Annotated in this window: 16 protein-coding genes, 1 tRNA gene and 4 pseudogenes; 8 read left to right on the top strand and 13 right to left on the bottom strand. The window is 69.9% G+C overall.

The window, feature by feature from the left end; translation table 11 throughout:
- Positions 1-73: 73 nt before the first annotated feature.
- Together K1J60_RS45955 and K1J60_RS20205 are read left to right on the top strand one after the other, a co-directional pair.
- Positions 74-295: pseudogene (locus tag K1J60_RS45955) on the top strand (hypothetical protein); the annotation flags it as partial.
- Entirely contained in the window at positions 244-723 is a 480-nt protein-coding gene (locus K1J60_RS20205) for a MarR family winged helix-turn-helix transcriptional regulator (RefSeq protein ID WP_220647432.1), read from the top strand. The pseudogene K1J60_RS45955 and the gene K1J60_RS20205, both read left to right, overlap by 52 nt.
- 314 nt (positions 724-1,037) lie before the next feature.
- On the opposite strand, the gene K1J60_RS20200 is transcribed toward K1J60_RS20205, so the two are convergent.
- The 5 genes from K1J60_RS20200 to K1J60_RS20180 form a co-directional block, all read right to left on the bottom strand.
- On the bottom strand, positions 1,038-3,368 hold the full coding sequence (locus K1J60_RS20200) for a family 43 glycosylhydrolase (protein WP_317619720.1): 2,331 nt from the start codon (positions 3,366-3,368) through the stop codon (positions 1,038-1,040).
- Between the two features lie 194 nt (positions 3,369-3,562).
- Positions 3,563-4,993, bottom strand: a complete 1,431-nt coding sequence (locus K1J60_RS20195; RefSeq protein ID WP_220647431.1) for a glycoside hydrolase family 43 protein — start codon at positions 4,991-4,993, stop codon at positions 3,563-3,565.
- Positions 4,994-6,555: 1,562 nt separating this feature from the next.
- A complete protein-coding gene (locus tag K1J60_RS20190) occupies positions 6,556-7,209 on the bottom strand; it encodes a DUF1326 domain-containing protein (protein WP_220647430.1) in 654 nt (217 codons plus the stop codon).
- Positions 7,210-7,353: 144 nt separating this feature from the next.
- Positions 7,354-8,226, bottom strand: a complete 873-nt coding sequence (locus tag K1J60_RS20185; protein ID WP_259407812.1) for a DUF2182 domain-containing protein — start codon at positions 8,224-8,226, stop codon at positions 7,354-7,356.
- Between the two features lie 160 nt (positions 8,227-8,386).
- Positions 8,387-8,539 carry a hypothetical protein gene (locus K1J60_RS20180; protein WP_220647429.1) on the bottom strand — a complete coding sequence of 51 codons (153 nt, stop codon included), beginning with the start codon at positions 8,537-8,539 and terminating at the stop codon, positions 8,387-8,389.
- 147 nt (positions 8,540-8,686) lie between these two features.
- On the opposite strand from K1J60_RS20180, the pseudogene K1J60_RS20175 reads away from it, so the two are divergent.
- From K1J60_RS20175 to K1J60_RS45940, 4 genes and pseudogenes are all read left to right on the top strand, one after another.
- Positions 8,687-8,785, top strand: a pseudogene (locus tag K1J60_RS20175) (PAQR family membrane homeostasis protein TrhA); the annotation flags it as partial.
- 142 nt (positions 8,786-8,927) lie between these two features.
- Positions 8,928-11,609, top strand: coding sequence for a SpoIIE family protein phosphatase (locus K1J60_RS20170; protein ID WP_259407811.1), 2,682 nt, complete (start codon positions 8,928-8,930; stop codon positions 11,607-11,609).
- 28 nt (positions 11,610-11,637) lie between these two features.
- Positions 11,638-11,793 (top strand): annotated as a pseudogene (locus K1J60_RS45945) (tyrosine-type recombinase/integrase); the annotation flags it as partial.
- A 146-nt stretch (positions 11,794-11,939) separates the two neighbouring features.
- Positions 11,940-12,062 (top strand): annotated as a pseudogene (locus tag K1J60_RS45940) (transposase); the annotation flags it as partial.
- Between the two features lie 195 nt (positions 12,063-12,257).
- Here K1J60_RS45940 and K1J60_RS46890 read toward each other — a convergent pair.
- Positions 12,258-12,674 (bottom strand): hypothetical protein, encoded by a 417-nt coding sequence (locus tag K1J60_RS46890; protein WP_317619719.1) that lies wholly within the window; start codon positions 12,672-12,674, stop codon positions 12,258-12,260.
- Between the two features lie 203 nt (positions 12,675-12,877).
- A tRNA-Gly gene (locus K1J60_RS20160) sits at positions 12,878-12,951 on the bottom strand.
- A gap of 595 nt (positions 12,952-13,546) precedes the next feature.
- Between K1J60_RS20160 and dcd the strand changes: the two genes are divergently transcribed.
- Together dcd and K1J60_RS20150 are read left to right on the top strand one after the other, a co-directional pair.
- A complete protein-coding gene (dcd, locus tag K1J60_RS20155) occupies positions 13,547-14,122 on the top strand; it encodes a dCTP deaminase (protein ID WP_220647427.1) in 576 nt (191 codons plus the stop codon).
- Positions 14,123-14,124: 2 nt separating this feature from the next.
- On the top strand, positions 14,125-14,643 hold the full coding sequence (locus tag K1J60_RS20150; protein WP_220647426.1) for a phosphoribosyltransferase: 519 nt from the start codon (positions 14,125-14,127) through the stop codon (positions 14,641-14,643).
- Between the two features lie 45 nt (positions 14,644-14,688).
- Here K1J60_RS20150 and K1J60_RS20145 read toward each other — a convergent pair whose 3' ends face one another.
- The 6 genes from K1J60_RS20145 to K1J60_RS20120 form a co-directional block, all read right to left on the bottom strand.
- Positions 14,689-15,786 carry a hypothetical protein gene (locus K1J60_RS20145; RefSeq protein WP_220647425.1) on the bottom strand — a complete coding sequence of 366 codons (1,098 nt, stop codon included), beginning with the start codon at positions 15,784-15,786 and terminating at the stop codon, positions 14,689-14,691.
- A 320-nt stretch (positions 15,787-16,106) separates the two neighbouring features.
- On the bottom strand, positions 16,107-17,135 hold the full coding sequence (locus K1J60_RS20140) for a Yip1 family protein (RefSeq protein WP_220647424.1): 1,029 nt from the start codon (positions 17,133-17,135) through the stop codon (positions 16,107-16,109).
- 81 nt (positions 17,136-17,216) lie between these two features.
- Complete coding sequence (locus K1J60_RS20135) at positions 17,217-18,689, bottom strand: FG-GAP-like repeat-containing protein (RefSeq protein ID WP_259407810.1); 1,473 nt, start codon at positions 18,687-18,689, stop codon at positions 17,217-17,219.
- A gap of 128 nt (positions 18,690-18,817) precedes the next feature.
- Positions 18,818-19,213, bottom strand: coding sequence for a nuclear transport factor 2 family protein (locus K1J60_RS20130; protein WP_220647423.1), 396 nt, complete (start codon positions 19,211-19,213; stop codon positions 18,818-18,820).
- A gap of 79 nt (positions 19,214-19,292) precedes the next feature.
- Positions 19,293-22,565, bottom strand: a complete 3,273-nt coding sequence (locus tag K1J60_RS20125) for an NACHT domain-containing protein (protein ID WP_220647422.1) — start codon at positions 22,563-22,565, stop codon at positions 19,293-19,295.
- 23 nt (positions 22,566-22,588) lie between these two features.
- Positions 22,589-22,987 (bottom strand): ATP-binding protein, encoded by a 399-nt coding sequence (locus tag K1J60_RS20120; RefSeq protein ID WP_220647421.1) that lies wholly within the window; start codon positions 22,985-22,987, stop codon positions 22,589-22,591.
- Between the last annotated feature and the right edge of the window lie 135 nt (positions 22,988-23,122).

Raw genomic sequence — 23,122 nt, 5'->3', positions numbered from 1 at the left:
GTGATACCGGTGCGGCCGACGGCGCCGGCCACGGCCGGGACCTTGTCCGGCATCGGCAGCAACCGCGTGCCACGGCATGGCCGACCTTGTCTCCGTCGGCGCCCTCGCGCTCGCCAACCCGGACCTGGTCGAGAGGCTCCGCGCCGGCGCGCCGCTGAACCCCCCGACCCCGGGGACCTTCTACGGCGGCGGAGTGGCCGGCTACACCGACTACCCCACCCACACCGTCCGAGGAACCGAACCATGCCCACCCCCGAACACCGCATCCCCACGACGGCCGGCGCAGGACCGATGAGCTACGCGATCTTCCAACTCGCCCGCGCCCACCGCGCCTACGCCGCCACCCTGCTGCGCGAGGTGGCCCTGCATCCCGGACAGGAACTGCTGCTGATGCACCTTCTTGACCGGGACGGCCAGTCCCAGTCCGAGCTACTGGAATGCCTCGGCGTGGACCACTCCACCATCTCCAAGGCGCTACGCCGCATGCAGGACGCCGGCCTCGTCGTCCGCGAGCCGGCCGCGCATGACCGGCGCGTCATGGTGGTCCACCTCACCGACAAGGGCCGGGCGATGCGCGAGCCCATCGCGGCCCTGTGGCAGGCCCTGGAGGAGACCTCAGCCCGGGACCTCTCGAAGCAGGAGTCAGAGTCTTTCGTCCGTATCGCCTACGCCATCGCCGACGCGATCAACGGCCGCGCGCTGCCACGCGAAGAGTCCGAGTAACTCCCCTCGGCTTGCACCCCGGTTCCGGCCTGGAACGCACATCGCCTCCGGCGTTCCTGCGACGTGGACAGTGCTGCAGCGCACTCAGCCGCACGAAGGCGCGGTTGAACGGAGCCAGGCTCCGCGACTGCCGGAAAAAGCCCGGTGAGCCGAGCCGGCGGATGTGGCGCGCCCCCGCTCACCCCGGTACGTCACGGAGAACGGGCTGGTGCGAAGGTGTCTGCGGGCTGGGCGCGTGGCGTCCGGCTCTCCGGGGCCTCAGCCCGCAATCACCGTGACCTCAATGGGTGGTCGGCATGCTCGCCGAGGGTCGGTCAGGCCCAGGGGCTGACCGCCTTGAAGGAACTGTCGGCGCGGAACGTGGCGGTGTCCTGGAAGGTGTCGATGCGCAGCTCGTAGTTGTAGTGGCGGAGGTAGCGGCCGGGGTAGTTGTACGACTCCAGGCTGACCGAGCCGGTGACCGAGCCCGGCCGGGCGCAGAAGGTGGCGTCCTTGGTGAAGACGGCCGTGCCGTTGCTCGCGTCGGCGCGGACCCGGAAGTCCTTGTGGCGCAGGTAGCGGCCGGACGAGTCGCGGAACGAGTAGCAGGTGGGGTCGGCCAGGCCGGGGACGACGGTGAAGGTGGCGCTCTGCTTGACCGTCGGGGTGCTGGAGGAGGTGACCGGGTCGAGGTAGGCGAGGTTGTCGGAGCGGACGGCGGTGTAGCGGCCGGGGAAGTTGACCGACTGGAGTGAGCGGTTGGTGTGCGTCGGCAGGACGGTGCCGACGGAGACCGGGTCGATGCTGCTCAGGGTGGGGACGACCTTCTTGATCAGGCCGCCTGAGTCGAACTCCAGCCTGTCGACGGTGGTTTCGCGGTGGGTGCCGTCACCGCCGGGGATGGCGAAGCGGTGGTAGGCGATGTACCAGTCGTCGGTGCCCGGTACTTGGGCGACGGAGTGGTGGCCCGGGCCCTTGATGCCGAGCGTGAGGTCCTTTTCGAGGATCACGCCTCGCTTGGTCCAGGGCCCGGTGGGTGAGGAGCCGGTGGCGTAGGCGACGCGGTAGTTCTCGTCCCGGGTGTCGTTCTCCGACCACATGAAGTAGTAGGTGCCGTTGCGCTTGATGACGAAGGTGCCCTCGTTGTAGCCGCTGGGGGTGATGTCGGTGACCTTCGAGGCGTCGAAGGAGACCATGTCGTCGTTGAGCGGGACGACGTACGCCCGGCCGTTGCCCCAGTAGAGGTACCTTTTCCCGTCATCGTCGGTGAAGACCGCCGGGTCGATCATCTGGCCGGTGAAGGCGCCGCGGGCGATCAGCGGCTTGCCCAGGGGGTCCGTGAACGGGCCGGTGGGCGAGTCGGAGACCGCGACGCCGATGTTCGTGTCGGCGGAGTAGTAGAAGTAGTACTTGCCGTTCTTCTCGGTCGCCGTCGGGGCCCAGGCCCGGGCGTCGGCCCAGCTGACGTCGGGTCCGAGGTCCAGGATGACGCCGTGGTCCGTCCAGTGGACCAGGTCCTTGGAGGAGTACGCCTTGAACTTCGTGCCGCTCCAGCCCGCGAAGCCGTCGGTGGTCGGGTACATGTAGAAGGTGTCGCCGAACCGGACGAGGTTCGGGTCGGCGGTGAGCCCCGGAAGCACCGGGCTCTTCATCTCCAGCGCCTCGACCGTCCAGGTGCGCTTCTCGCCGCCCGAGCCGGTGACCTCGTACGTCACGGGGCTGGTGAAGTCGCGCGGGGTGCCGGAGGCCGGGCTGATGGTCGCGCCCTGGGCGATGGTGAACTGCGGGGCGAGCGTGGTGAGGTCGGTGCCCTCGGTCAGTGGGAGGGTGATTTCGCTGGTCGCGTCGTCGACGATGGCGTCGATCTTCAGGTCGGGGTGGGTGGCGGCGCCGATGCCGGTGGTGTTCCCGCTGACATCGAGAACCTCGCCGGGGGACAGCGCGCGGTCGTAGACGCGGAAGTCACGGATCCTGCCCTTGAAGAGCTTGTCGCTGGTGTAGACCGACCTGCCTATGTGGTTGGCCGTGGTGATGCCGGAACCGATGGAACCGGGGGTGAGGGTGACCGACGTGTTGCGGGCCTTCTCCACGCCGTCCTCGTAGAGAACGCCCGTGGTGCCGGTCTGGGTGTAGGTGACGTGCTTCCAGACCGAGCGCTGCAGCGCGGCGGAGGTCCGGGTGTTCTGCTCGGTGGACGAGTTCCCGGAGGCGATCGCGGCCCTGAACGAATTGCCGGTGGTGAACAGGTACCCGTTGCCGGCGCCGCTGCTCGCGGTGTTGCCGAAGCCGTAGAGGAAGTACGGCGTGGCCTGGGTGGCGTCGATCTGCACGTCCATCGAGACGGTGATCGAGTTCATGCCGCTCATGATGTTGTCCGGCACCTTGACGTAGGTGTCGGATCCGTTGAACGTCAGCCCCTGTCCGTTGCCCGACCAGCCCGCGGTGCCGTTGACGGTGCCGTTCCTGCCGTTGCCCGAGGAGTCCACCGCCACGGTCCCCGAGGTGGCGTCGAGTTTGTACCAGAGAGCAAGGCCGTCGGTGATCTCCGCCGCCTGGGCGGGGGCCGCCGGGCCGGCAAGGCCCATGAGGAGTGAGGCGACGGCCACGGCGGCCCCCGCCCGGGCCGGATAGCCCGGCCGGAATCTCCGAAGGCCCTGAGGTCTCACGCTGTGCATGGTTCACATCCCCTGAAGAAGACATGCCTGAGGAGCGGGACGCGGCACCTCGGCCGAGGTGCCGCGTCCCGCCGGGATACATGTGGTGTCGCGTTGCGCTCGCGGGTGGGATGCCGGCGCCTTTCCCGATCACGGGCGGGCGGCAGGGGGGGGCGTCGCCCGAGGGCGCCGGCATCCCGGTCGGGTCAGCTCGTCAGACGGAAGGTGGCGTCGCTGCGTCCCGTCGCGGTGGTGATCGTTTCGAGCTTCAGCTGGAACGCGTAGTGGCGGATGTACCGGTCGGGGCGGTTGTACGACTGGAACGACGACCAGGTCGAGTCGGCGAGTCCGGCGACCTGGCGGAAGGTGGCGTCCTCGGCGAACTGGGTGGTGCCGTCGTTGTAGACCAGTTGGAAGTCGGAGCCGTCGCTGCGCAGGTAGTAGCCGGGGAAGTTGACCGACTCGAAGGAGACGGTGCCGGAGCCGGCCAGGCCGGGCCGCGTCCGGAACTTGGCGTCGTCGTTGGTGACGTTCTGGTCGATGCGCACGTCGAAGTTGGCGTGCCGGACGTAGCGGTCCTGGAAGTTGAAGGACTGCAGCCGCCTGCCCGGGACGTTGGCCCAGCGCGCCTGGATCCGGGCGTCCTCGGCGGCCGTCAGGTTCAGGATCGAGCCGTGGCGCTTCTTGGTGCCGCCCAGGGAGTAGGTTCCGGACGTCGGGAGCTTGTAGGTGCCGGTGGCGGACGGGTTCGTCGTCGTGACCGGCATGTATCCCTTTCCGGCCGCGTACTGGTCGAGGTAGAGGGTCCACTCGTTGCGGTCGCGGAACTTCATCCACATCGGGCCCTCGACCTGGGAGCCGGTCAGGCCGATGCCGGAGAGGTTGCCGAGGCTGGTCCAGGTGCCGAGGATCGAGTTGCTGCCCTCGATCGTGATCTGGCCGTCGCCGGAAGCCCGTACGTAGCGGTAGTTGCCGACACCGGACGGGACCTCGACGATCTGGGTGTCGATGATGCCCTGGGTGCCGGGGCGGTCGATGTAGATCTGCGGGGTGGTGATGGAGCGGAAGTCGCTGGTGCGGGCGTAGTAGATGCGGTGCTTCAGTACGCCGTTGAGGGTCGCGTTGGTCGCCCAGTACAGGACGTAGTCGTTGGTGGCGGGGTCCCAGATCGCTTCCGGCGCCCACGCGTTGCGCCCGTCGGGGATGGCGCCGGCGACGTTCAGCAGCCATGGCGAGGACCAGGTGACCAGGTCCGTCGACTCCCAGACCACGAGGTTGCGGCTGCCGTTGGAGGTGGAGTCGCCCCACGACTGCCCGCAACCGATGCACAGGTCGGTCGCGATGATCCAGTACTTGCTGCCGTCGGGCGAGCGGACCAGCGCGGGGTCACGCACCCCTCGCGTGCCCACGGTGGAGCGCAGGGTCATCCCCCCACCGTTGAGGTCGGTCCAGTTCAGACCGTCCGCGCTGTACGAGAAGTACATCTGCTGACCGGTCGACCCCTCCCCGATGAAGTGCGTCATCAGGTATCCCGGATCGGCGGCGGCGGCCCGTTGAGGTGTGGTCACGACCTGGGCGGTGAAGAGCACGCAGGCGGCGACGAATATCGCCGCCAGCCTGGAGAGAACCGCGGGCATATTGGTTCCTGTCTTTGTGGAGTGCACTCATCAGGTGCTGGTGAGGTCGAGAGGAGGCCCGGCCTCCGTACCGTCGGGGCAGGGCTGGTTCCCGCGCGACGTGGGACGCCGCGTCATGACGGTCAGCGACCGCCGAACCTGGGTTTCCGCGTGAGCCTGGCAGCGGCCGGACGCCCTGCGGTGGCGGGCCGGGTGGCGAAGGCGGCGGAGACGGCCGGCGGAGGAGCCGGCTCAGAAGTGTGCCGGAGACGGATGCGCAACACGGGCTGTCTCCTTTGACGGCCATGGTTCGAAAAATCGAACATTGTTCGCAAGTTCGAGCAGAAGATAGATGTCGGTCAGTGGTACGTCAATGGAACTGGCCAGTTCGGTTTCCCGTGTTCGCACCCGTGACCGCTCGCGGCGGTGGGCACTCGCCTGACCCAGCCCTTGAGCTGCGGAGACCTCCTTGTGCGTTCGGACGGGTCGCGGGAATTCCTGCCGCGCAACCATCACGTGGCATCGAGAACAGGACAAATGATCGCGCCTGCGGCCAGGCTATTGAAATGATTCAAAGACGCTTCCCTTCCTTCTGGCCTCCGGATTGCTGCCCCGTTCGCCGCCCTCCCCGCAAGTCCCGCGCAGGAGCCCGCGATGCACGATGTAACGCGCCGGTGCGGGCCGTTTGCGCCTGGGCCGTGCGACGGTGCGCCGTTGAGCGCGAGGCGGCCGTGTGGTGTCGTACGTCGTTCGGGTGCGGCTGTCGAGGCCGTAAGGCGTGGTCGCTGTCGGCTCCGAACCGGCGCGCGAACTGAGGGGGATCGCTGATGGATTCGGACGCGCTACCGGGCTGGGACGCCGACGCGGCGTCGCAGGTGACACTGGAGCGTTTGCCTACCGTGGTGGGCGCGGGTGCCCTGGAGCTGCACATGGCTCCTGGCGGTCTGGTGGCAGCCGTCACTGGTGTGTGTGCTGGATCCGCTGGACCCTGGTCTCCGGCCGCGGGAGCTGGTGCTCGCGGTCGGCGTCGACGCGCGGTCGGCCCATGCGGTGGACGTCCTGCGGCGAGCGGGCGAGTGGGACGCCGCGGGGGTGGTCTTCGGGCCGGGCGGGCCGGGGCCGTCCGACTCCGCGTTGCGGACGGCTGCCGAGGAGGCCGGTGTCGCGGTCCTCTTCCGTACCGCGTGGTGCACCTGGGACCAGTTGGTGGGCGTGCTGCGGGCGGGGCTGGCGTCAGCCGGTGTTTCTCCCGGTCCCAAGGCGCAGGCCGTCGTGTTCGGGGACCTGGAGCGGCTGGCCGATGCGGTGGCGGCGCTCGCCGGGGGCGCGGTGACGATCGAGGACCCGGAGTCCCGCGTGCTGGCCTACTCCTCGACCGAGGAGGACGTGGATGATCTTCGTCGGCTGACGCAGCTGATCAGCACCTCCCTTGGCTCCTCCTGGCGGCTCACGAACCACCCAGCTCCGGGAACGAGCGCCGGCCCGAAGGGCGCGGTTGCGGGAGCACACGGAGTAGGCCGGCGACGGCCGAACAACTCGGGGGCGGAGGTGGCTCGGAGCGGCCCCTGCAACGCAGGCCTGCGTCAGTCGGGGCCGCTCCAGTCGAAGGGGAAGTGCTTGCTCGACTTGCCGGAGCGATCCCAGGAGAAGCCGAACGCGTTCGCCTGGTCGACGGTGGCCCGGCCCCAGGTGGCGACCTGGCCCGGCCCGACCTCGGCGCCCGGGGCGTTGTGGACCTGGACGCGCCCGCCGTCGGTGGTGGTCGGGCCGGTGAGTGCCTCGGCGACCGCCGTGACCCGGCCGGGGACCTCGGCCCGCCAGGTGGCGAGGTCATCGTCTATTTCCACGTGGATGGGAGCGACATCCATCCCGCGCATCTCGGGGTGGAACATCTCCCCGAACTGCGCAGGCCAGCCGCCCGCCTCGCCACCGAAGACGGCCCCGAGAGCACCGCGCTGCTGTTCGTCGGCGCGTTCGTCGAGGAACACCGCGGCGTAGGGGTCGCTGTGCTCGCCGGCCCAGACGTTGCCCGTGAAGGAGCCGAGCATCAGGACGTTGAGGCCGTCGAGCCGGACATCGCCGTAGCTGCCCTCCCGGATGTGCCAGACCAGGACGCCTTCGCAGTCGCCGTAGGTCGGGGGTTGTGCGAAGGTGCACGGGCAGGGGATGGCGCACTTGCACACATCGAACCAGTCGCCGGTCAGATGCCAGCGCGTCGCAGTGGCCTGTTCTGTCATCTCGCTTCCCTCCTGCCGAGCTCCGGGGAGCTCACTCGGAGTGGCGAGACCGCGTGTGCCGAGCCCGGTCCCGGGGACGGGACACGGTCTCCCTTCCAGCTTGCACCTCACGCCCCCTGCGCGGAACCCGGTTACGCGCAGGGATCACATGTCGTCCATCGACGGCATCGAGTCCTGCAGCCCGGGCAGCAGCCAGTCCTGGAAGGGCGCGAGCACGGCCAGAACGAGGAACGCCACGCCCACGACGCGCCCCAGCAGCACACCCCTGGGCGACAGCTTCTCCAGGAAGATCACCAAGGCCAGCCCCGCCATAGCCGCCACGTTCATCACGCCCAGCGGAACGAGGACGACCATCAGCCCGGCGCAGCAGCCGACGCAGTAGGCGCCGTGGTGGAGGCCCACCCGCAGGTCGCGGGTCGGCCCCCGGAAGCCGGAGTAGCGCACCAGATGGCCCAGGGGGTCGCGGCAGTGCCGCAGGCAGACGTACTTCAAGGGGCCGAGCTGGTAGAGGCCCGCGAGCAGGAAGGCGACCGAGCCGATCCAGCGACCGGCTGTGGGGTGGTCGTCCACGAGGCTGCCGGAGAGGGCCAGAGCGGCGTAGGCGAGCAGCCCGAACGCCGTCCACACCAGCAGATATCCGGCGACGAACGCGACGGTGCGGACGGTCCGGGCCCAGCCGGAGGACTGCCGGCCGATGCCCCGGACCCAGGTGATGGCCACCGGCGCCATGGACGGCAGCATCATGGCCGCCATCATCGTCACCCAGAGCACCAGGAACAGCGGCAGCGCCATCCCCATCGTGCCGGGCTCGACCCCCATGTCCTGGGCCTGGCCGATCGTCAGCACCCAGGCGGGGACGGCGATCAGGACCACGAGGAACCAGGCGGCCGCGAGATCCCGCGTGGGCAGCAACCCCCCACCCGTTCCGGTCGGGGCGACCGACCGGCCGGCTGTGAGAGCGGAACCCCGGCTGTGACGCATCGGCGTGTTCTCCTGCGGCTCCTTCCAGGAGAGCATTTCCCCGCCCTCGGCGCGAGCTGGTCCGGGCAGTTCTTCGCGAAGCTCTTGGCGCGCATTCCCATGCCTGCCCGCTTGACCGGCAGCGGCGGCCCGACGAGCTCTACGCTCTTGGCAGGAGCGGTCTCGACGGCGAGCCACGGGTGGCGGCAGTCATCCTTCAGGCGGCCTTGCGGGCGCGGACGGCGACCGCCACGGCGACCGCGTCCTGCCGCGCGGCCGGTACGAGGCGCCGCATGAGGGCGATCAACGCACGCCGTACAGCAGAGCGCCCCGCCGCCACAAGATCCTCAGGCTCGGCGGCGCTGATCACGACCGCCCCCGACCACCCCCGACCACCACTGCCCGACCTGGGCGCCAAAGGATGGTGCCCGTGTGTGGTCGCCGGGGGCGTATCGGCTCCGCGTTCCTTGCCGGGACTACGACTGGACGCTCTTCAACGCCTCGACCAGCAGCGTGACGGTGGCTGTACACCCCGTGCTGCATCGCGCTGGGCCGGGTCGCCGTCTTCAACCTGCCCGACTTCGCACGCACCGGCGGCACCGCGGCCGTCGTACTGGCGTAGGTCCTTTTCTGCCGGGGCGCTCGGTAACTGAAGTGACTGATGTGGCTACAGAAGCGATGGGGACTGTTGGGCGGGCATGGACGGTTTCGAGCGCAGGCCCGTGACTGCACGAGGTGATGGGTGCTAGAAAGGCCGAATGAAAGACCACTTTGTCCGAATTGGTCATATATCGCCACTGTGGTCACTGGCACGAAGGAACACCCGAAGCGTCGCGGGGCAGATATTCCTCCTGCAGGTGGCGCTGGTGGTGCTGCTTGTGGCATTCGCGGTCTTCGCCCTGGTCCTTCAGTCGCAGCGGCACACCGACGCCGGGGCCAAACGAAGATCCATAGCCGTCGCGCAGACTTTCGCACATTCCCCGGGCGTGCTGTCCGCACTGCAGGCCCCCGAGCCCGCGAAGGTCCTGCAGCCGCTGACCGAAGCGGGGCGCAAGTCCGCGGGCGTCGACTTCATCGTGGTGATGGACACGAAAGGGATCCGCTACACCCATCCCCTGCCGGACCGGATCGGCAAGCGATTCGTAGGAGAGATCGAGCCGTCGCTGGCGGGGAAGGTCTATACCGAAAGCGTGCAGGGCCCCCTCGGCGACGAGGTGCAGGCGACCGTGCCCATCCGGGACACGCGGGGCCAAGTGGTGGCCCTCGTTTCCGCCGGGCTGAAGGTCAAGAACGTGACCAGTCTGGTGGACCGGCAGATACCGATCATCCTGACCGCCGGTGCGGGCGCACTCGCAGTGGCCACCGCCGCCACCGTGCTGGTCGGCAGGCGGCTGCGACGGCAGACTCACAGCCTGGCCCCGAACGAGATGTCCCGCATGTACGAGCACCATGACGCGGTGCTGCACTCCGTACGCGAAGGGGTGCTCATCGTCAGTGGTGAGGGGCGATTGCTGCTGGCGAACGACGAGGCCAGGCGCCTCCTGGAGCTGGCCCCGGACGCAGAGGGGATGCAGGTGTCCCGGATGCCGGCCCTCGAACCCGAGATGGCGTCGTTGCTCAGCTCGGGCCGCGAGGCCACGGACGAGGTGCACCTGGCCGGGCCGCGGCTGCTGGTGGTCAACCAGAGGCTCACGGATCGCGGCGGAGGTCCCCGGGGCACCGTCGTGACCCTGCGCGATTCCACGGAGCTGCGGGCCGTGTCCGGCAGAGCCGAGATCACCGGTGAGCGGCTGAAGCTCCTCTACGACGCCGGACTGGGCATCGGCACCACCCTGGACGTGATCCAAACGGCCGACGAACTCGCCCGGATCGCCGTCCCTCGCTTCGCCGATTTCGTCACCGTGGACCTGGCCGACGCCGTACTGCACGGCGAGGAACCGGCGGCCACGGCCAAGGGAATGCGACGCGTTGCCGTATGCGGTATCCGCGACGACCAACCGCTCTACGAGAAGGGCCGGCTGATCGACTTCCTGCCCTCCACGCCCCAGGCACGCGGCTACGGCTCCGGCCGCTCGGAACTGGTGGCCGACCTGTCCACCGCGACGGGCTGGCATCTGCAGGACCCGGAGCGCACCGAGCAGATAGTGGACTTCGGCATCCACTCGCTCATCGCCGCTCCGATCCAGGCCCGCGGTGTCGTGCTGGGCTTGGTCAACTTCTGGCGCTCCAAGGAGCACGATCCCTTCGACCAGGAGGAGCTCTCGCTGGCGGAGGAGCTGGTGGCCCGTGCCGCGGTCAGCATCGACAACGCCCGCCGCTACACGCGTGAGCACGCTCTGGCGGTCACCCTCCAGCGCAGCCTGCTGCCGCGGGCCCTGCCCGAGCAGAGCGCCCTCGACGTCGGCTACCGGTACCTCCCGGCCCAGTCGGGTGTGAGCGGGGACTGGTTCGACGTGATTCCCCTGCCGGGCAGCCGCGTGGCGCTGGTCGTCGGTGACGTGGTCGGCCACGGCCTGCACGCCGCGGCGACCATGGGGCGGCTGCGCACCGCGGTGCACAACTTCTCCACGCTCGATCTGCCCCCCGACGAGCTGCTGAGTCATCTGGACGAGCTGGTCGGGCGCATCGACCAGGACGAGGCGTGCACGGAAAGCCCCGCCGCCGTGGTGGGCGCCACCTGCCTGTACGCGATCTACGACCCTGCGACGTGCCGCTGCACCATGGCGAGCGCGGGGCACCTGGCTCCCGCGCTGGTCCAGCCCGACGGGAAGGTCACCTTTCCCGACCTGCCGCCGGGTCCGCCCCTGGGGCTCGGGGGCATGCCCTTCCAGACCGCCGAGCTGGACATCGCCGAAGGCTCCCAGCTCGTCCTTTACACCGACGGCCTCATCGAGGACCGGACCCGTGACCTCGACGAGGGAATGGAACTCCTGCGGCAAGCCCTGACGGATCACACGGAGCGCGCGCCGGAGGAGAGCTGTCAGGCGGTGCTGGATGCGCTGTTGCCCGAACGCCCCACGGATGACGTGGCGTTGCTCATCGCCCGTACCCATGCGCTGCCACCGGATCGGATAGCCGAGTGGGACGTGCCCCCCGATCCGGCTGCCGTCGCCGGGGTGCGCGCCGCGGCGGCCGGCAAGCTCGACGAGTGGGGGCTGTCCGAACTGGGCTTCAGCACGGAACTGGTGCTGAGCGAACTCGTCACCAACGCCGTCCGTTACGGCGGCGAGTCGATCCACCTGAGACTGATCTACGACAGCAGGCTGATCTGCGAGGTGGCTGACGGCAGCAGCACCTCGCCCCACTTGCGGTATGCCGCGACGACCGACGAAGGCGGCCGGGGCCTGTTCCTGGTGTCGCAGCTGACCGAGCGCTGGGGAACCCGGTACACGCCCCAGGGCAAGGTGATCTGGGCCGAGCAGGCACTACCGAACAACTGAGCGCCCTTCGCCGGTTTCCGGCACGGAGGGGGAGAAGGGCGCCGCCTTCCGCACGTCCTTCGGCCGACAGTGGCGTCGTGCCCGTGCCGCCGCAGGGCTGCCGGACGGCTTCCGCTTCTACGACCTTCGTCACACCGGGCACACGCTGTCCACGCGCTCCGGCGCCGCGCTCAAAGACTCCATGGGTGCGCGCCGAGCGTGCGAAGAACCACACGGGCGACTCCGCGCACCATAGGGAGGAGGCCACCGGTACGCAGCGGGCCCGGATCGAGCCGTCTGCTCCCGGACCGGACGCCGAGGCGGGGTGGCCGATGAAAGGATCACCGCGAGGTGATCGACGCCATCGCCTTCAAGTTCCAGACCGGAACACAGTGGGTCCACCTGCCGAAGAAGTACGGCAATGGGCGAGGCGTCCACAACCGGCTGCGGATCTGGGCCATCGACGGCACCTGGGAGCGGGTGTTCACGACGCTGATGGCGCAGGCTGACACCGAAGACGACCTGAACGGGGCCGTCTCGGCGGACTCCACCATCGTGCGGGCCCACCAGCACGCCGCTGGGCCCGCAGAAAGAGACCCGGTCGGCGAGCCCGACGACCACGCCATCGGATGGTCCCGTGGCGGACTGACCACGAAGATCCAATGGGGACTACGATCTGGCGATTTCCTGCCGGAGCTGGTGGGTGAAGCGACGCAGGAGGTCCAACGTCTCTCGGAACTCGGCCCGGCGGTCGTCCCTGGCGTCGGTGGGCCGGGGGCCCCAGACCCGACGCGCGAGAGTATCGGCGAGATCGACGGTATCGCCGGCGCAGAGCAAGTAGAGGGCTGAGCGTGCTTCCTGCATCTGGTTCGCCAACTCGTTGGCTCCGGGACCGTCGCCACTCAGCTGTGTTTCCTTCAGGTGGTCCAGCAGCTGAACTACGGCCGTGTTGAAGCCGATCCCGGCTTTGAGCTTCTGCTCGCGGAGCCACATGTGGTCCTGTCGGCGCGCGGTGAACCACGAACCGAACACCGCCCCTATGAGGCCGATAGCGGCCCCGATGGCCACGGACAGGATGTTCTCCACGGTCAGCTCTCCCCGACGTACAGCGCCGCCAGGCTTCAGAGGCTGCCGGGGGCGCCGCACTCGACGAGCGCCCTCACATGCCAAGGGTTCGGTGATTCGAACGAAACGGCCTGGCCGGGTCCTTATGGTGCGGTTGTGGTGCGCCACCCGCTCACCGGTCTAGCAACAAAGAACCCCCGGGCCTCTGGCCTGGGGGTTTCGCATGGAGCGGGTGACGAGAATCGAACTCGCGCTCTCAGCTTGGGAAGCTGATGTTCTACCATTAAACTACACCCGCGTAAGACGCCGGTTGGTGCCGGTGTCGGAACGCTTGGTTACTTTACCTCATGTCGGGCCCCGCGCGCTGAAGCCGTGGGGCCCGGTGGCGTTTCGGGGGCGGGGATGGGGCTGCGGGGCGCGGGAGTTGGGGCGTACCGTGGAGGCGCGGAAGAGGGTCTGGGTGGGGCTCGGAACGGATCGGAGTGCCGCCTGGAGGGGCGTCCCGTTCATCCCGTAATGTGGCGCTTCGTCGTCAGGTCGACGTAGGTCGACAGCCAGACGCGGCTCTTGGGGAAGGGACTCTTGGACTTGATGGAGCGCACCGTCGTCCGTTGTGCCGATGGGCACGTGTTCAGCACCGCTTCGTTCCCGATGCAGCAGGCCGAGCGCCTCGGCCCCGGTCGGCTCATGCGCTGCCCGCGCTGTGCGCGGCTGCGCAGTGTCGTGCCGGTGGCGTTGGAGAGGCGGTAGTCACAGCTGCGGCCACGGCTACGTCCCTGTCACGGCCGTAGCCGTGGCCGCGGCCGTACGTGAGCCGTAGCGGCGCAGTCGTCGAGGCGCGCGGAGTCCGTCCTGATGGTGGGCGGTCCGCGCGTCTTGCGTATCCTCGGGGCGTGCTTCTCTCAGACAAGGACATCCGGGCCGAGATCGACGCCGGTCGGGTGCGGATCGATCCGTACGACGAAACCATGGTGCAGCCGTCGAGCATCGACGTGCGTCTCGACCGCTTTTTCCGGGTGCTCGAGAACCACCGGTACCCGCATATCGATCCCTCCATCGAACAGTCGGACCTCACACGGCTCGTCGAACCCGAGGGGGACGAGCCGTTCATCCTCCACCCCGGCGAGTTCGTGCTCGCCAGCACCTACGAGGTCATCTCGCTCCCCGACGACCTCGCCTCGCGGCTGGAGGGGAAGAGCTCCCTGGGCCGGCTCGGGCTCGTCACCCACTCCACCGCCGGGTTCATCGACCCCGGCTTCTCGGGGCACGTGACCCTCGAACTGTCGAACCTCGCCACGCTCCCCATCAAGCTCTGGCCGGGCATGAAGATCGGGCAGCTGTGCATGTTCCGGCTCAGCTCGCCGGCCGAGTTCCCGTACGGCAGCGAGCGCTACGGCTCCCGCTACCAGGGGCAGCGCGGGCCGACGGCCTCCCGGTCCTTCCTCAACTTCCACCGGACGCAGGTGTGAGCATGTCGAGCGCGCCTCCGGTCCGGGAGAACCTCACCTACGAGGCGTTCGGCACCGCCGTGCGCGAACTGGCGCAGACCATCGCCGACGACGGCTACGAGCCCGACATCGTGCTCAGCATCGCCCGCGGCGGGGTCTTCGTCGCCGGCGGGCTCGCCTACGCCCTCGACTGCAAGAACATCCACCTCGTGAACGTGGAGTTCTACACCGGCGTCGGCACGACCCTCGACATGCCCGTCATGCTCGCCCCGGTCCCGAACGCGATCGACTTCTCCGACAAGAAGGTCCTGATCACGGACGACGTCGCCGACACGGGCAAGACGCTCAAGCTCGTCCACGACTTCTGCCTCGACGCCGTCGCCGAGGTCCGGTCCGCCGTGATCTATGAGAAGTCCCACTCCCTCGTGAAGTGCGAGTACGTGTGGAAGCGGACCGACGAGTGGATCAATTTTCCGTGGAGTGTCTTGCCTCCAGTGCATAAGTCGGGAGAGGCCGCCAAGGCGAACAGGGAAGCGCTCTGAGCCGATGGGCGGCACGACAGCCCCTCGGCCTGGTCGTCGCGGGGCTCACGACCGTGTGGCGGTTCCGCATCCTGTCTCGTCGGACTCCCGCATGCGCGCGTCCATCGAGGTGCTGCGGTCGTACGGGTCGACCGCCGGGCCCTCTCCCGAGGGTGACGTCGCGCGCTCCGCGCCGAACTCGGGGGTGAAGTAGCCGGTGAAGGTGTCGCAGCCGCCGTTGGTGGTGTCCACCTTGTAGGAGACCAAGGAGAACGTGCCCGGCTCGGTGACGATCTTCGCCGGGTCGTCCCAGCTCATCACGACCTCGCGGCGCACGATGGTGCGGACGACCTCGTCGCTTCCCGCCTCGGCGCGGACGACCGGATAGACGTACGTGACATCGGTGGTCACCTCGACCGCGCCGCGCTTGCCCTCGCGGTACGTGATCCGTCCTCGTGTCTTGACCACATCCCCGACCAGTCGGACCTTCGAGTCCTCGAAGCGGCTGAACAGCAGCAGGGGATCGTTCTCACGGCTGGGTGCGCGGAACGCGGTCGCCAGGAAGTCCTGGACATCCCGCTGATGGGGATTGATCAACGCGATGGCCTTCTTCGGGCGTTCACCGCGCAGCACACCGGGATCCAGACTGGACGCGGCGAGGAAGTCCCGGCTCTCCTTGAGCGCCTGCGCGACCTGCGCCTTGCTCATCCAGCCGGTCGCCCGTGCCTCGGGCAGGCCGAGCGCGGCCTGCCCGTCACCCCACCGGGCCGCCGGCGAGCCCCTGAACGGCTCGTCCAGGGTGGGCTGTCGGACTGCCGCTTCCGTCGGCGGTGGCTGATCCGGACGTTCCGACTCCGCGGCGAGCGGTGTGCTCTCGCCGCCTTCGCCCGCGAACCATCCGGCCACCCGCCCCGGGTCCAGCGCCACGACCAGCAAGGCGGCCGCGACGATCAGACCGACCACGTACCAGCCCTTGCCTCTTCGCGGTCGGGCCGGTGAATGGCTCCGCCACGGCTCCGGCCTGGCGGTCTCCTCCCGCAGCCGCCCCGCCACCATGCGGGCCCGTGCCGACGGTTCCTCGGGGGCGTCCTTGCTCCCCGCCTCGGCTTCGCGGAGGAAGCGCTCCCACTCCTCGTCCGATATGGACTCCCCACCCTTGCCCACCCCGGGCCCCGCCCTTCTCGCTCACCGTGCCCCGCCCCAGGACCGGTCATTTTCGAGCATCATCACACAGCTCAACTCGGGCCGTTCCAGCCGCCGTCGGCGACCGGCCCGCGACGGCCGACGGCCCGTGACGGCCGACGGCCCGTGACGGCCGACGCCGGACGCCGGAAAGACCGGATGCCGGAAGAGAGGATGCCGGAAAGAGAGGAGGGGCTCCCGGCTTGTCGGCCGGGAACCCCTCACTCGTCGTGTCACCTGTTACCTGTTACCTGTCGCGTACTCGCCGCGGTCGCCGTGCCCAGCACGTGCCCGGCACGCGCTTAGAACGTGCCCAGCTTGATCAAGGACAGGATCGCCACCAGTTGGATCGCCGAGGCACCCAGCGCCTTCGGCCACGGGAGGTCGTGGGACTTGGAGACCATCATCGTCAGGAGGGCGCCCGCGGCGACCCAGGTGATCCAGCCGAGGATCTGGACGAACGAGGCGTCGCCGCCCGCGAACATCGCGACGACCAGGCGCGGCGCGTCCGTGAGGGTCATGATCAGCATGGAGAGGCCGACCGTGGGCTGCCAGGCGCCGTCGCCGCCGAGCTGGCGGGCCAGGGTGTGGGTGACCACGCCCAGGACGAAGATGCTCACCACCATCGTCACGCTGGTGACGAGCACGATCGGCACGACGGCCGAGAGCGTCGCCTTGATCGCTTCTTCGCGGGCGCTGTCGAAGCCGAAGACGGCCAGCAGGCCGTACAGGAACGACACGATGAGGGCGGGGCCCCACACCGCGTAGTCGCGCATCACCAGGAACGTCCGGTTGGGGCTGGTGACGATGCCCTTGAGGAGCGCCTTCCAGGGCAGCCGCGGGCCGAGCGGCGCCGCCGGGGCGTTGCCAGCGCGGTAGGTGTCGCCCTGCAGGTACGGGTCCTCGCCGACGGCGAACATCTGTGTGTGCCCCGGGTTGTTGGCGGCGTACGGGTCCACGCCGCCCTGGGGGTGCCCGCCGTCGTCGCCGAAGTACTCCGGCTCGCCGTGCCCGCCGTGCCCGCCGTGGTTGCCCTGTGTCCCGTAACCGCCGGGGCGTCCGCCGCCGTGCGTCTGCGGCCAGCCGCCCTGACCGCCGCGCCCGCCGCCGTACGGCGGTCCGGGGGGCGTCTGGGGGTAGCCGTACGACGGGCCGCCGGCCTGCGGGGCCTGCTGTCCGTACGGAGGGTTGTGCGGTCGCGCTTGAGGAGCGCCGTTGTCCCGGCCGCGTCCGATCCTGAATCCAGCCACGTCATCGAACGTACCTGGTCCCGGACGGCCGCGTGCCGGGCCGGGGCCAACCGGCCCGGCTTTGCGGCCGAGCTGTGACATCCCCTAAGGGATCGTCAGGGATGCGTGAGGGGTCGGCCGGACACGGCCCCCGCGCAGGTCGGCGGCCGTGTCAGCGGGCGCTCAATGGCTGCTCATGTACCTGCCGTACGACAGGGCCGACGACGGCGACGGCAGGCCCAGGTTCTTCGGGGTGAGGGCGTAGGAGCCGGTGACCGAGGTCTTCGGGAAGACCCAGACGCCGCCGGACCTCGCGTTCTCGCCCGGGGCGCCGACGGCCGTGTCCGGGGTGCCGTCCTGGTCGTAGTCGCCGGTGGCGACGGCCGCGCCGAAGGCGTCGTTCGTCTCCGCCGCGCCGGGGACGCGGGGACGGTCCTGGTGGTACGGCACGGAGGACGCCTCACCGAACTCGTCGACGATGCCGCCGACGTGGCTCAGCAGCAGGGTGGCCGCGCCGGCTGCCGCGCGGGTGCCGATGGCCTCGCCGGGGGCGCCCGCGACCAGGTCGTCGCGGCCGTCGTGGTTCCAGTCCAGCACGGCGAGGGAGGCGCCGAAGCGGTCACCGTCCTCGGCGACGCCCAGGACGCCGACGGTGTCCTGGTTGAGGGTCTGGGTGCGCAGGCCGAAGGATTTCTCGTCGCCGTAGAGGAGGTGGATGCCGCCGCCCTTGGCGTACGACTCCGGGCCGCACGGGTCGTCGATGTTCTCGTCGGCTATCTCACGGCACTCGCCGAGGGCCAGGTCGTCCAGTCCGTCGCCGTCGAAGTCGCCGACGGCGAGCGCGGAGGCGGCGCCGTTGTCGGAGTTCCAGGTGTTGGCCATGCGGCGCTCGGCTTCGTCCCACGTCCACAGCCGTACGTGTGACTGGGTGAAGGGGGCGTCGATCGTGTGGTAGGCGAGGGCGAGGTCGTCCGTGCCGTCGGCGGTGAAGTCGCCGGTGGCGAGGACCGGGGCACGGCCGCCCATCGGGGTGGCGAGGACGGTGGTGACGACCAGGTCCTCGCCGTTGTCGACGGCGGCACGCATGGCGACCCGGTCCCGGCCGCCGACCACCAGGTCCCGGCCGCCGTCGCCGGTCAGGTCCGCCGCCGCGACCGACCAGCCGTACGCCGCGTTCCCCGACGGGCCGGTGAGGGCGTTGGACGCGGGGCCCGTGCCGGTCCGCGCGCCGCCGACGACGGTGACCGTGCCCGCGTCCGCGCCCCGGCCGGTGACGTCCTCGCCGGGCGCGCCGACGATCAGCTCGGCGAGGCCGTCGCCGCTCAGGTCCGCGAGCAGTACGGAGGCGCCGAAGCGGTCGCCGGCCTCGGGGGTGCCGGGGACCTCGGCGGTGGACTGGCTGACCCGGATGCCGCCGTGCCGTCCGAGGCCCTTCGCGCCGCCCCAGACGAGGTGGACATAGCCGGCCTTGGCCTTGCCGTTCACGGTCGCGTCGGGGACGCCGACGGCGAGGTCCGCGTAGCCGTCGGCGTTGAAGTCGCTGGTCACGGCGGGGGAGGGGGCGGCGGTGGCGGCCGGCGCCAGGGTGAGGGCGAGGGCCGCCGTGGTGGCGGTCGCCACGGTGGCGGCGGCCAGGGCGTATGTCCGTCTGTGCACGGGGGGCTCCAGGTGGGTGGCCGGATGGCGGGGCCGAGATGGCCGGTTCACCTGTGTGACACCTGGAGGCCTCGTGGGGTTGTGCGGGCGGGGTCAGGGGTCAGGGGGCGGGTGGTCGAGGGCCGGGCCTACGACCAGAACTCGCTCTCCTTGTCCAGATCCTCCTGGCACTCGTCGATGTCCGTGATCCGGTCGCCGACGATCCGGAAGACGAGACAGCCGTTCTGCTCGATCCGCTTGCCGCCGCGCTCGGCGGTGTAGCGGTGCACGGAGACGGCGTGGCCCCGGCCGTCCACGCACACATGGCTGAGGGTGACGTCGAACGTCCCGCCGGTCTCCTCGAAGAGGCGCTGGTACAGGGCGATGATCGAGTCCTGCCCCTTGTGGTCGCCCGACAGCAGGTGGCTGCCGGGGACGTGGTGCGTGCAGTCCGAGGCCATCAGGCCCCGGAGGGTGTCCATGTCGCCCCGGGTGAAGGCGTCGTAGCCCTTGCGGACGAGCGCTGCGTTCGGGTGTTCGGCCATGGGGATCGCCGGCTTTCCGGATATCTGTCTGTTGTGCTTCTTTTATGTGATTATCGCCCCAAGTGGGGTGCTTCGCAGGCTAGGGCTGGGTGCGGGCCAGGAGGAGGAGCTGGTTGGGGGCCGGGTGGCGCGTGGGGTAATGGGGGAGTGCGGTCAGGCTCTGCCACGCCAGCCGCAGGGCCTGTGCGGCTTCCTCGTCGGCATGGTCTTCTAGTGGCAGGACGGCCAGGATGATCAAGGTGGCGAGAAGGGCTGAGCGGGCGCACGCCAGAGACCGATCGTCGGACGGGGACCACCGGTCGCGCATTGAGGTGAGGAGTGCGACCGTCTCGTCCAGCACGGGCAGTGTGCTGTTGTGCTGAGTCGCCCGTAGGCGCGCGCGGAGCTCGCGGAGGTCGGTGGTCGGATCCTCCGGTGGTTTCGGCGACGGTCCGGCGGGGGCCTCGGTCGCCACGCGTGTCATGAAGTCGTCGAAGCTCGCGAGGTCCGCATTCGCTCCGGGGAGGTACGTCCAGGCGGTGGACAGTGCGTGGAACGCGGCGGCCGCGATGCGCAGCCCCCCTGTGGTGGCGTTGTCGTCGAGGCTGAACACCAGGTCGAGGGCGGGGGCGATGCCGAGGGAATCGTCGAGGTCGGAGAAGACGGGGTTGAGGGCCGGGGCGTCGTTCAGCTCTAGATCGAGGGCGCCGTCGAGGGTGACGGCGAGGGGTAGCGCGGCCTCGACCGCCACGCGGAGGTCGAAGTGCAGTGTGTAGGCGCCGTTGGGGTCGTGGGTGAGATCGGGATCGAGCTCCCGGGCGCGAGTCAGGGTGCGCTCGTAGGCCTGGCTGAGGGCGACGGTGAGGGCGCGCCGGTTCGACAGTGCGTAGATGGCGGGGCCGTCGGCGATCGCCCGGTCCAGCTCGATGCTGAGGGCGGGGTCGACGATGAGGGCGGGGTTGATGGCGTGGAGCAGACGACGAGCCCGGGTGAGTGGCTTGTCGGCTTCTGGATCGGGCGTGCTGGGACCCGAGGCGGAGCTGTCCCGGGTGCTCAGGTGGGCACGGGCGTCGTCCAGGGCCAGGGCGAGAGCGAGCGTGAGAGGAAGCTCCAACGGTGCCAGGCCGGGGGAGCCGGGGATGTCCTCGGCGTGGGTGATCCCGGTGAGGAGGACCCTGGTACACCCCTCGATGTGGCTGCGGTCCTCGGCCGGGAGCGCCAGGAGCCGAAGGAAGGGCATGAGCCGTCGGCGGTCGGCGACTGGGCGGGTGCGAAGCCACGCCGACGGGGCGCTGTAGGGCCAAGGGGCTCCGTCAGGCCTGTGGAGGACGGTGCGTTCGGCGTGCCGGGCCCAGAGGGTGTGGTGGGCGAGGTCGACGGATGTGGCCGCGGCGGGGTCGTGGAGCTCTTCCGGTGTGGGCAGCCGGTAACCGGTGTCCCCGGTGACGGTGTTGAGCCAGGCGACGAAGCGTTCGGCGTCTCCTGCCTGCATGCCCACCGCGGCCCGGTTGTCGGCCTGGGACCCGTCTGAGGGAGCGGGGTCGTCATGGTGGCGCCCGGCCTCCCTCTCCTCGCGGACGAACTGCTGGTACACGAGCCGGGGAACGGGCCGTGCGCACAGGGCGGTGCTGTCGTCGAGCTGGATCGTCTCTCTCAGGCTTCTGGCGGCCAGAACCCCGATGAGCAGACGCAGCCGGGCGGCGTCCGCGGGGTCGTCCGTCCGTGCGGTCGCGATCTCGTCGACGCGTTCTCGGACGTCCGGGTCGACGGTCCTGGCCTGGTCGACGCAGTCCAGGGCCAGCGCCAGGGCGGGAACGGTGTTGCGGTCCAGGCAGGCGTTGATGACGGGTGTGGCGTCGTTGGCGGCCGACCAGAGCAGGATGGTCTCGCGCCACCAGGGGTCGTCGACATGGGTCGTCAGTACGGTGGAGTCGGTTCGTGAGTCGCCGAGCTGGGCGGCCGCCAGGTACTCCTGCAGCGTCAGGTGGGCGAAGCCGTACACGCCGCGTTCCCGTTCCACGAGCAGGCCGCTCTTGCGGGCCTCGGTCAGGAACACCTCGGCGGTCACCGTGCCCGGGACCTGGCGCAGCGGTCGGCGGATCGCGGTGGCCGCGTCACGCACCGGCCAGTCCCGCACCCTGGCCCTCATCATGGCCAGCGCCAAGTGCTGCGCGACATGCCGTTTGTGGGGGCCGCCGAGACCGGTGGCGTCGCTCAGGCCGCGGGCCTCGGCGCGGCGGTGGAGCAGTACGTCGCACATCTCCGCGTACAACTCGGCTCGGCTGCCGGGCAGTTGGCCACGGTAACGGTGGACGTTCGCGGTCATGGTCAGCAACAGCGGGTTGGCCGCCAGTTCGTACAGCGCCGGTTGACCGCGCAGCCGGGTCAGCAGGTCGGTGGCGTTCCTGTCCGCGATGGCGCGTATCTCCCGTTCCGTGCCCTGTCGGGCGCGGCTCTCCGTCGCGAACGCCCACTGCCGCAGGAAGAGTTCGATCTGCCGCCACGTGAATCGCCGTACCTGGAGCACCTCCGCTCCCGGCAGCGGATTCGTCTCGTAGCCATGGGGGCGGGACGTCACCACGTAGACGTTGTCGGGATGGCGCTGGATCTGGCGGGCGACCCAGGCCACGACCCGGTCGCGATCCGCCCGGTCGGCGACCTCGTCGAGTCCGTCCAGGAGTACGACACAGCCGCCCCGGTCGAGTCTTCGGTCCAGCCAACGCGCCGGGACCTTGCCCTCCAGCCAGCCGGCCGAGACCGCGACCGTGCCGAGCGTGGGAGGTTCGTCCGCCAGCAGAGCGGTGGCGTGGTCGCGGAGGTACAGCAGCACCGGCAGTCGGCGTCTCCACGGCCGCCAGCGGTGTTCGCACAGCCCCAGGGCGGTGTTGCGGGCCAGGGTCGTCTTGCCGGAACCAGGACCGCCGATCACCGCCAGCACCCGGGACGCCGCATCGCGGTCGGCGTCCCGGAGGACCGACTTCAGGCTTCGGCGTTCCCCGCCGGACACCGAACCCAGGTACGGCTCCCGCGTGGTGTTGTGCAGGGGCTGGGGTACGACGCTCACGTCCACGTACACCTGCCGCATCCGGAACACGAACTCGCTCTGTGTCGCGATGCCGACCGTTTCCATGTCCCGGACGCTGGCGCGGAGTTGACGGAGGTAGACCCTGCGTCCGCCGTGCGGGGTGGCCTCGGTGGCGGCGGGGACGGCCCGCTCCGAGAGCAGGAGGCTCAGGACGCCGAAGCCGAAGGCGGCGTACATCCAGGTCCAGCTGAGCGTTCCGTTGTTCAGCACCTGGTTCGTCGCCACGCCGAACGAGAGCAACAGCCCCGCGCCGCCCAGGACTCGGAGCGCCTTGCGTACGTCCGTCATCCCCACCCCGTGGTCGTCCGTCGTCAGCCGGGCTTCAACTCCGTACCCAGTTCACACCAGATGTACTTTCCGCTGTTCCCGTTCACGGTGAACCACCCCCAGTCGTCCGCGTAGGCGTCGACGAGATGCAGGCCTCGGCCGGAGGTGGGGGTGAGTGCGGGGGTGGTGACCGTCGGGGGTGTCGGGTCCGTGTCCCAGGCGCCCAGGCGGAACGAGCGGCCGGACTGGCGGAGCTTCAGGGCCGCCGGGCCGGTGGTGTGACGCAGGGCGTTGGTGAGGAGTTCGGAGGCCAGCAGCTCCGCCGGTTCGACGAGGGCGGGGAGGGTGTGGGTGGTGAGGATGTCGCGGAGGGTGCGGCGGCTGATCGCCACGGCTCGGGGGTCGTGGGGGATGTAGAGGGTGTACTCCCAGGCGTCGGGCATGGGGGGCTCCCGGTGAGGCGTACGGAGGGGTGGGGCGCTTCGGTGGCGGGCGGTGGCATTGTCGCCGCCGCCGTGGCAGGGCGGGGCGGTGCGCTTCCGGGGTCCCGGGATTCCGCAGCGTGTGCGTCGCGTCAC

This window comes from Streptomyces akebiae, assembly GCF_019599145.1.
Lineage (GTDB): Bacteria > Actinomycetota > Actinomycetes > Streptomycetales > Streptomycetaceae > Streptomyces > Streptomyces akebiae.
The sequence above is the reverse complement of the archived record's forward strand: the minus strand, read 5'-3'. Positions and strand labels throughout refer to the sequence as shown.

Excerpts from the sequence above, each read along its gene's own strand:
- K1J60_RS20150 (WP_220647426.1), top strand. The coding sequence starts at position 14,125 with ATGTCGAGCGCGCCTCCGGTCCGGGAGAACCTCACCTACGAGGCGTTC.
- K1J60_RS20125 (WP_220647422.1), bottom strand. The coding sequence starts at position 22,565 with ATGACGGACGTACGCAAGGCGCTCCGAGTCCTGGGCGGCGCGGGGCTG.
- K1J60_RS20140 (WP_220647424.1), bottom strand. The coding sequence starts at position 17,135 with ATGTCACAGCTCGGCCGCAAAGCCGGGCCGGTTGGCCCCGGCCCGGCA.
- K1J60_RS20205 (WP_220647432.1), top strand. The coding sequence starts at position 244 with ATGCCCACCCCCGAACACCGCATCCCCACGACGGCCGGCGCAGGACCG.
- K1J60_RS20195 (WP_220647431.1), bottom strand. The coding sequence starts at position 4,993 with ATGCCCGCGGTTCTCTCCAGGCTGGCGGCGATATTCGTCGCCGCCTGC.
- K1J60_RS20190 (WP_220647430.1), bottom strand. The coding sequence starts at position 7,209 with ATGACAGAACAGGCCACTGCGACGCGCTGGCATCTGACCGGCGACTGG.
- K1J60_RS20185 (WP_259407812.1), bottom strand. The coding sequence starts at position 8,226 with ATGCTCTCCTGGAAGGAGCCGCAGGAGAACACGCCGATGCGTCACAGC.
- K1J60_RS20120 (WP_220647421.1), bottom strand. The coding sequence starts at position 22,987 with ATGCCCGACGCCTGGGAGTACACCCTCTACATCCCCCACGACCCCCGA.
- K1J60_RS20130 (WP_220647423.1), bottom strand. The coding sequence starts at position 19,213 with ATGGCCGAACACCCGAACGCAGCGCTCGTCCGCAAGGGCTACGACGCC.
- K1J60_RS20170 (WP_259407811.1), top strand. The coding sequence starts at position 8,928 with ATGAAAGACCACTTTGTCCGAATTGGTCATATATCGCCACTGTGGTCA.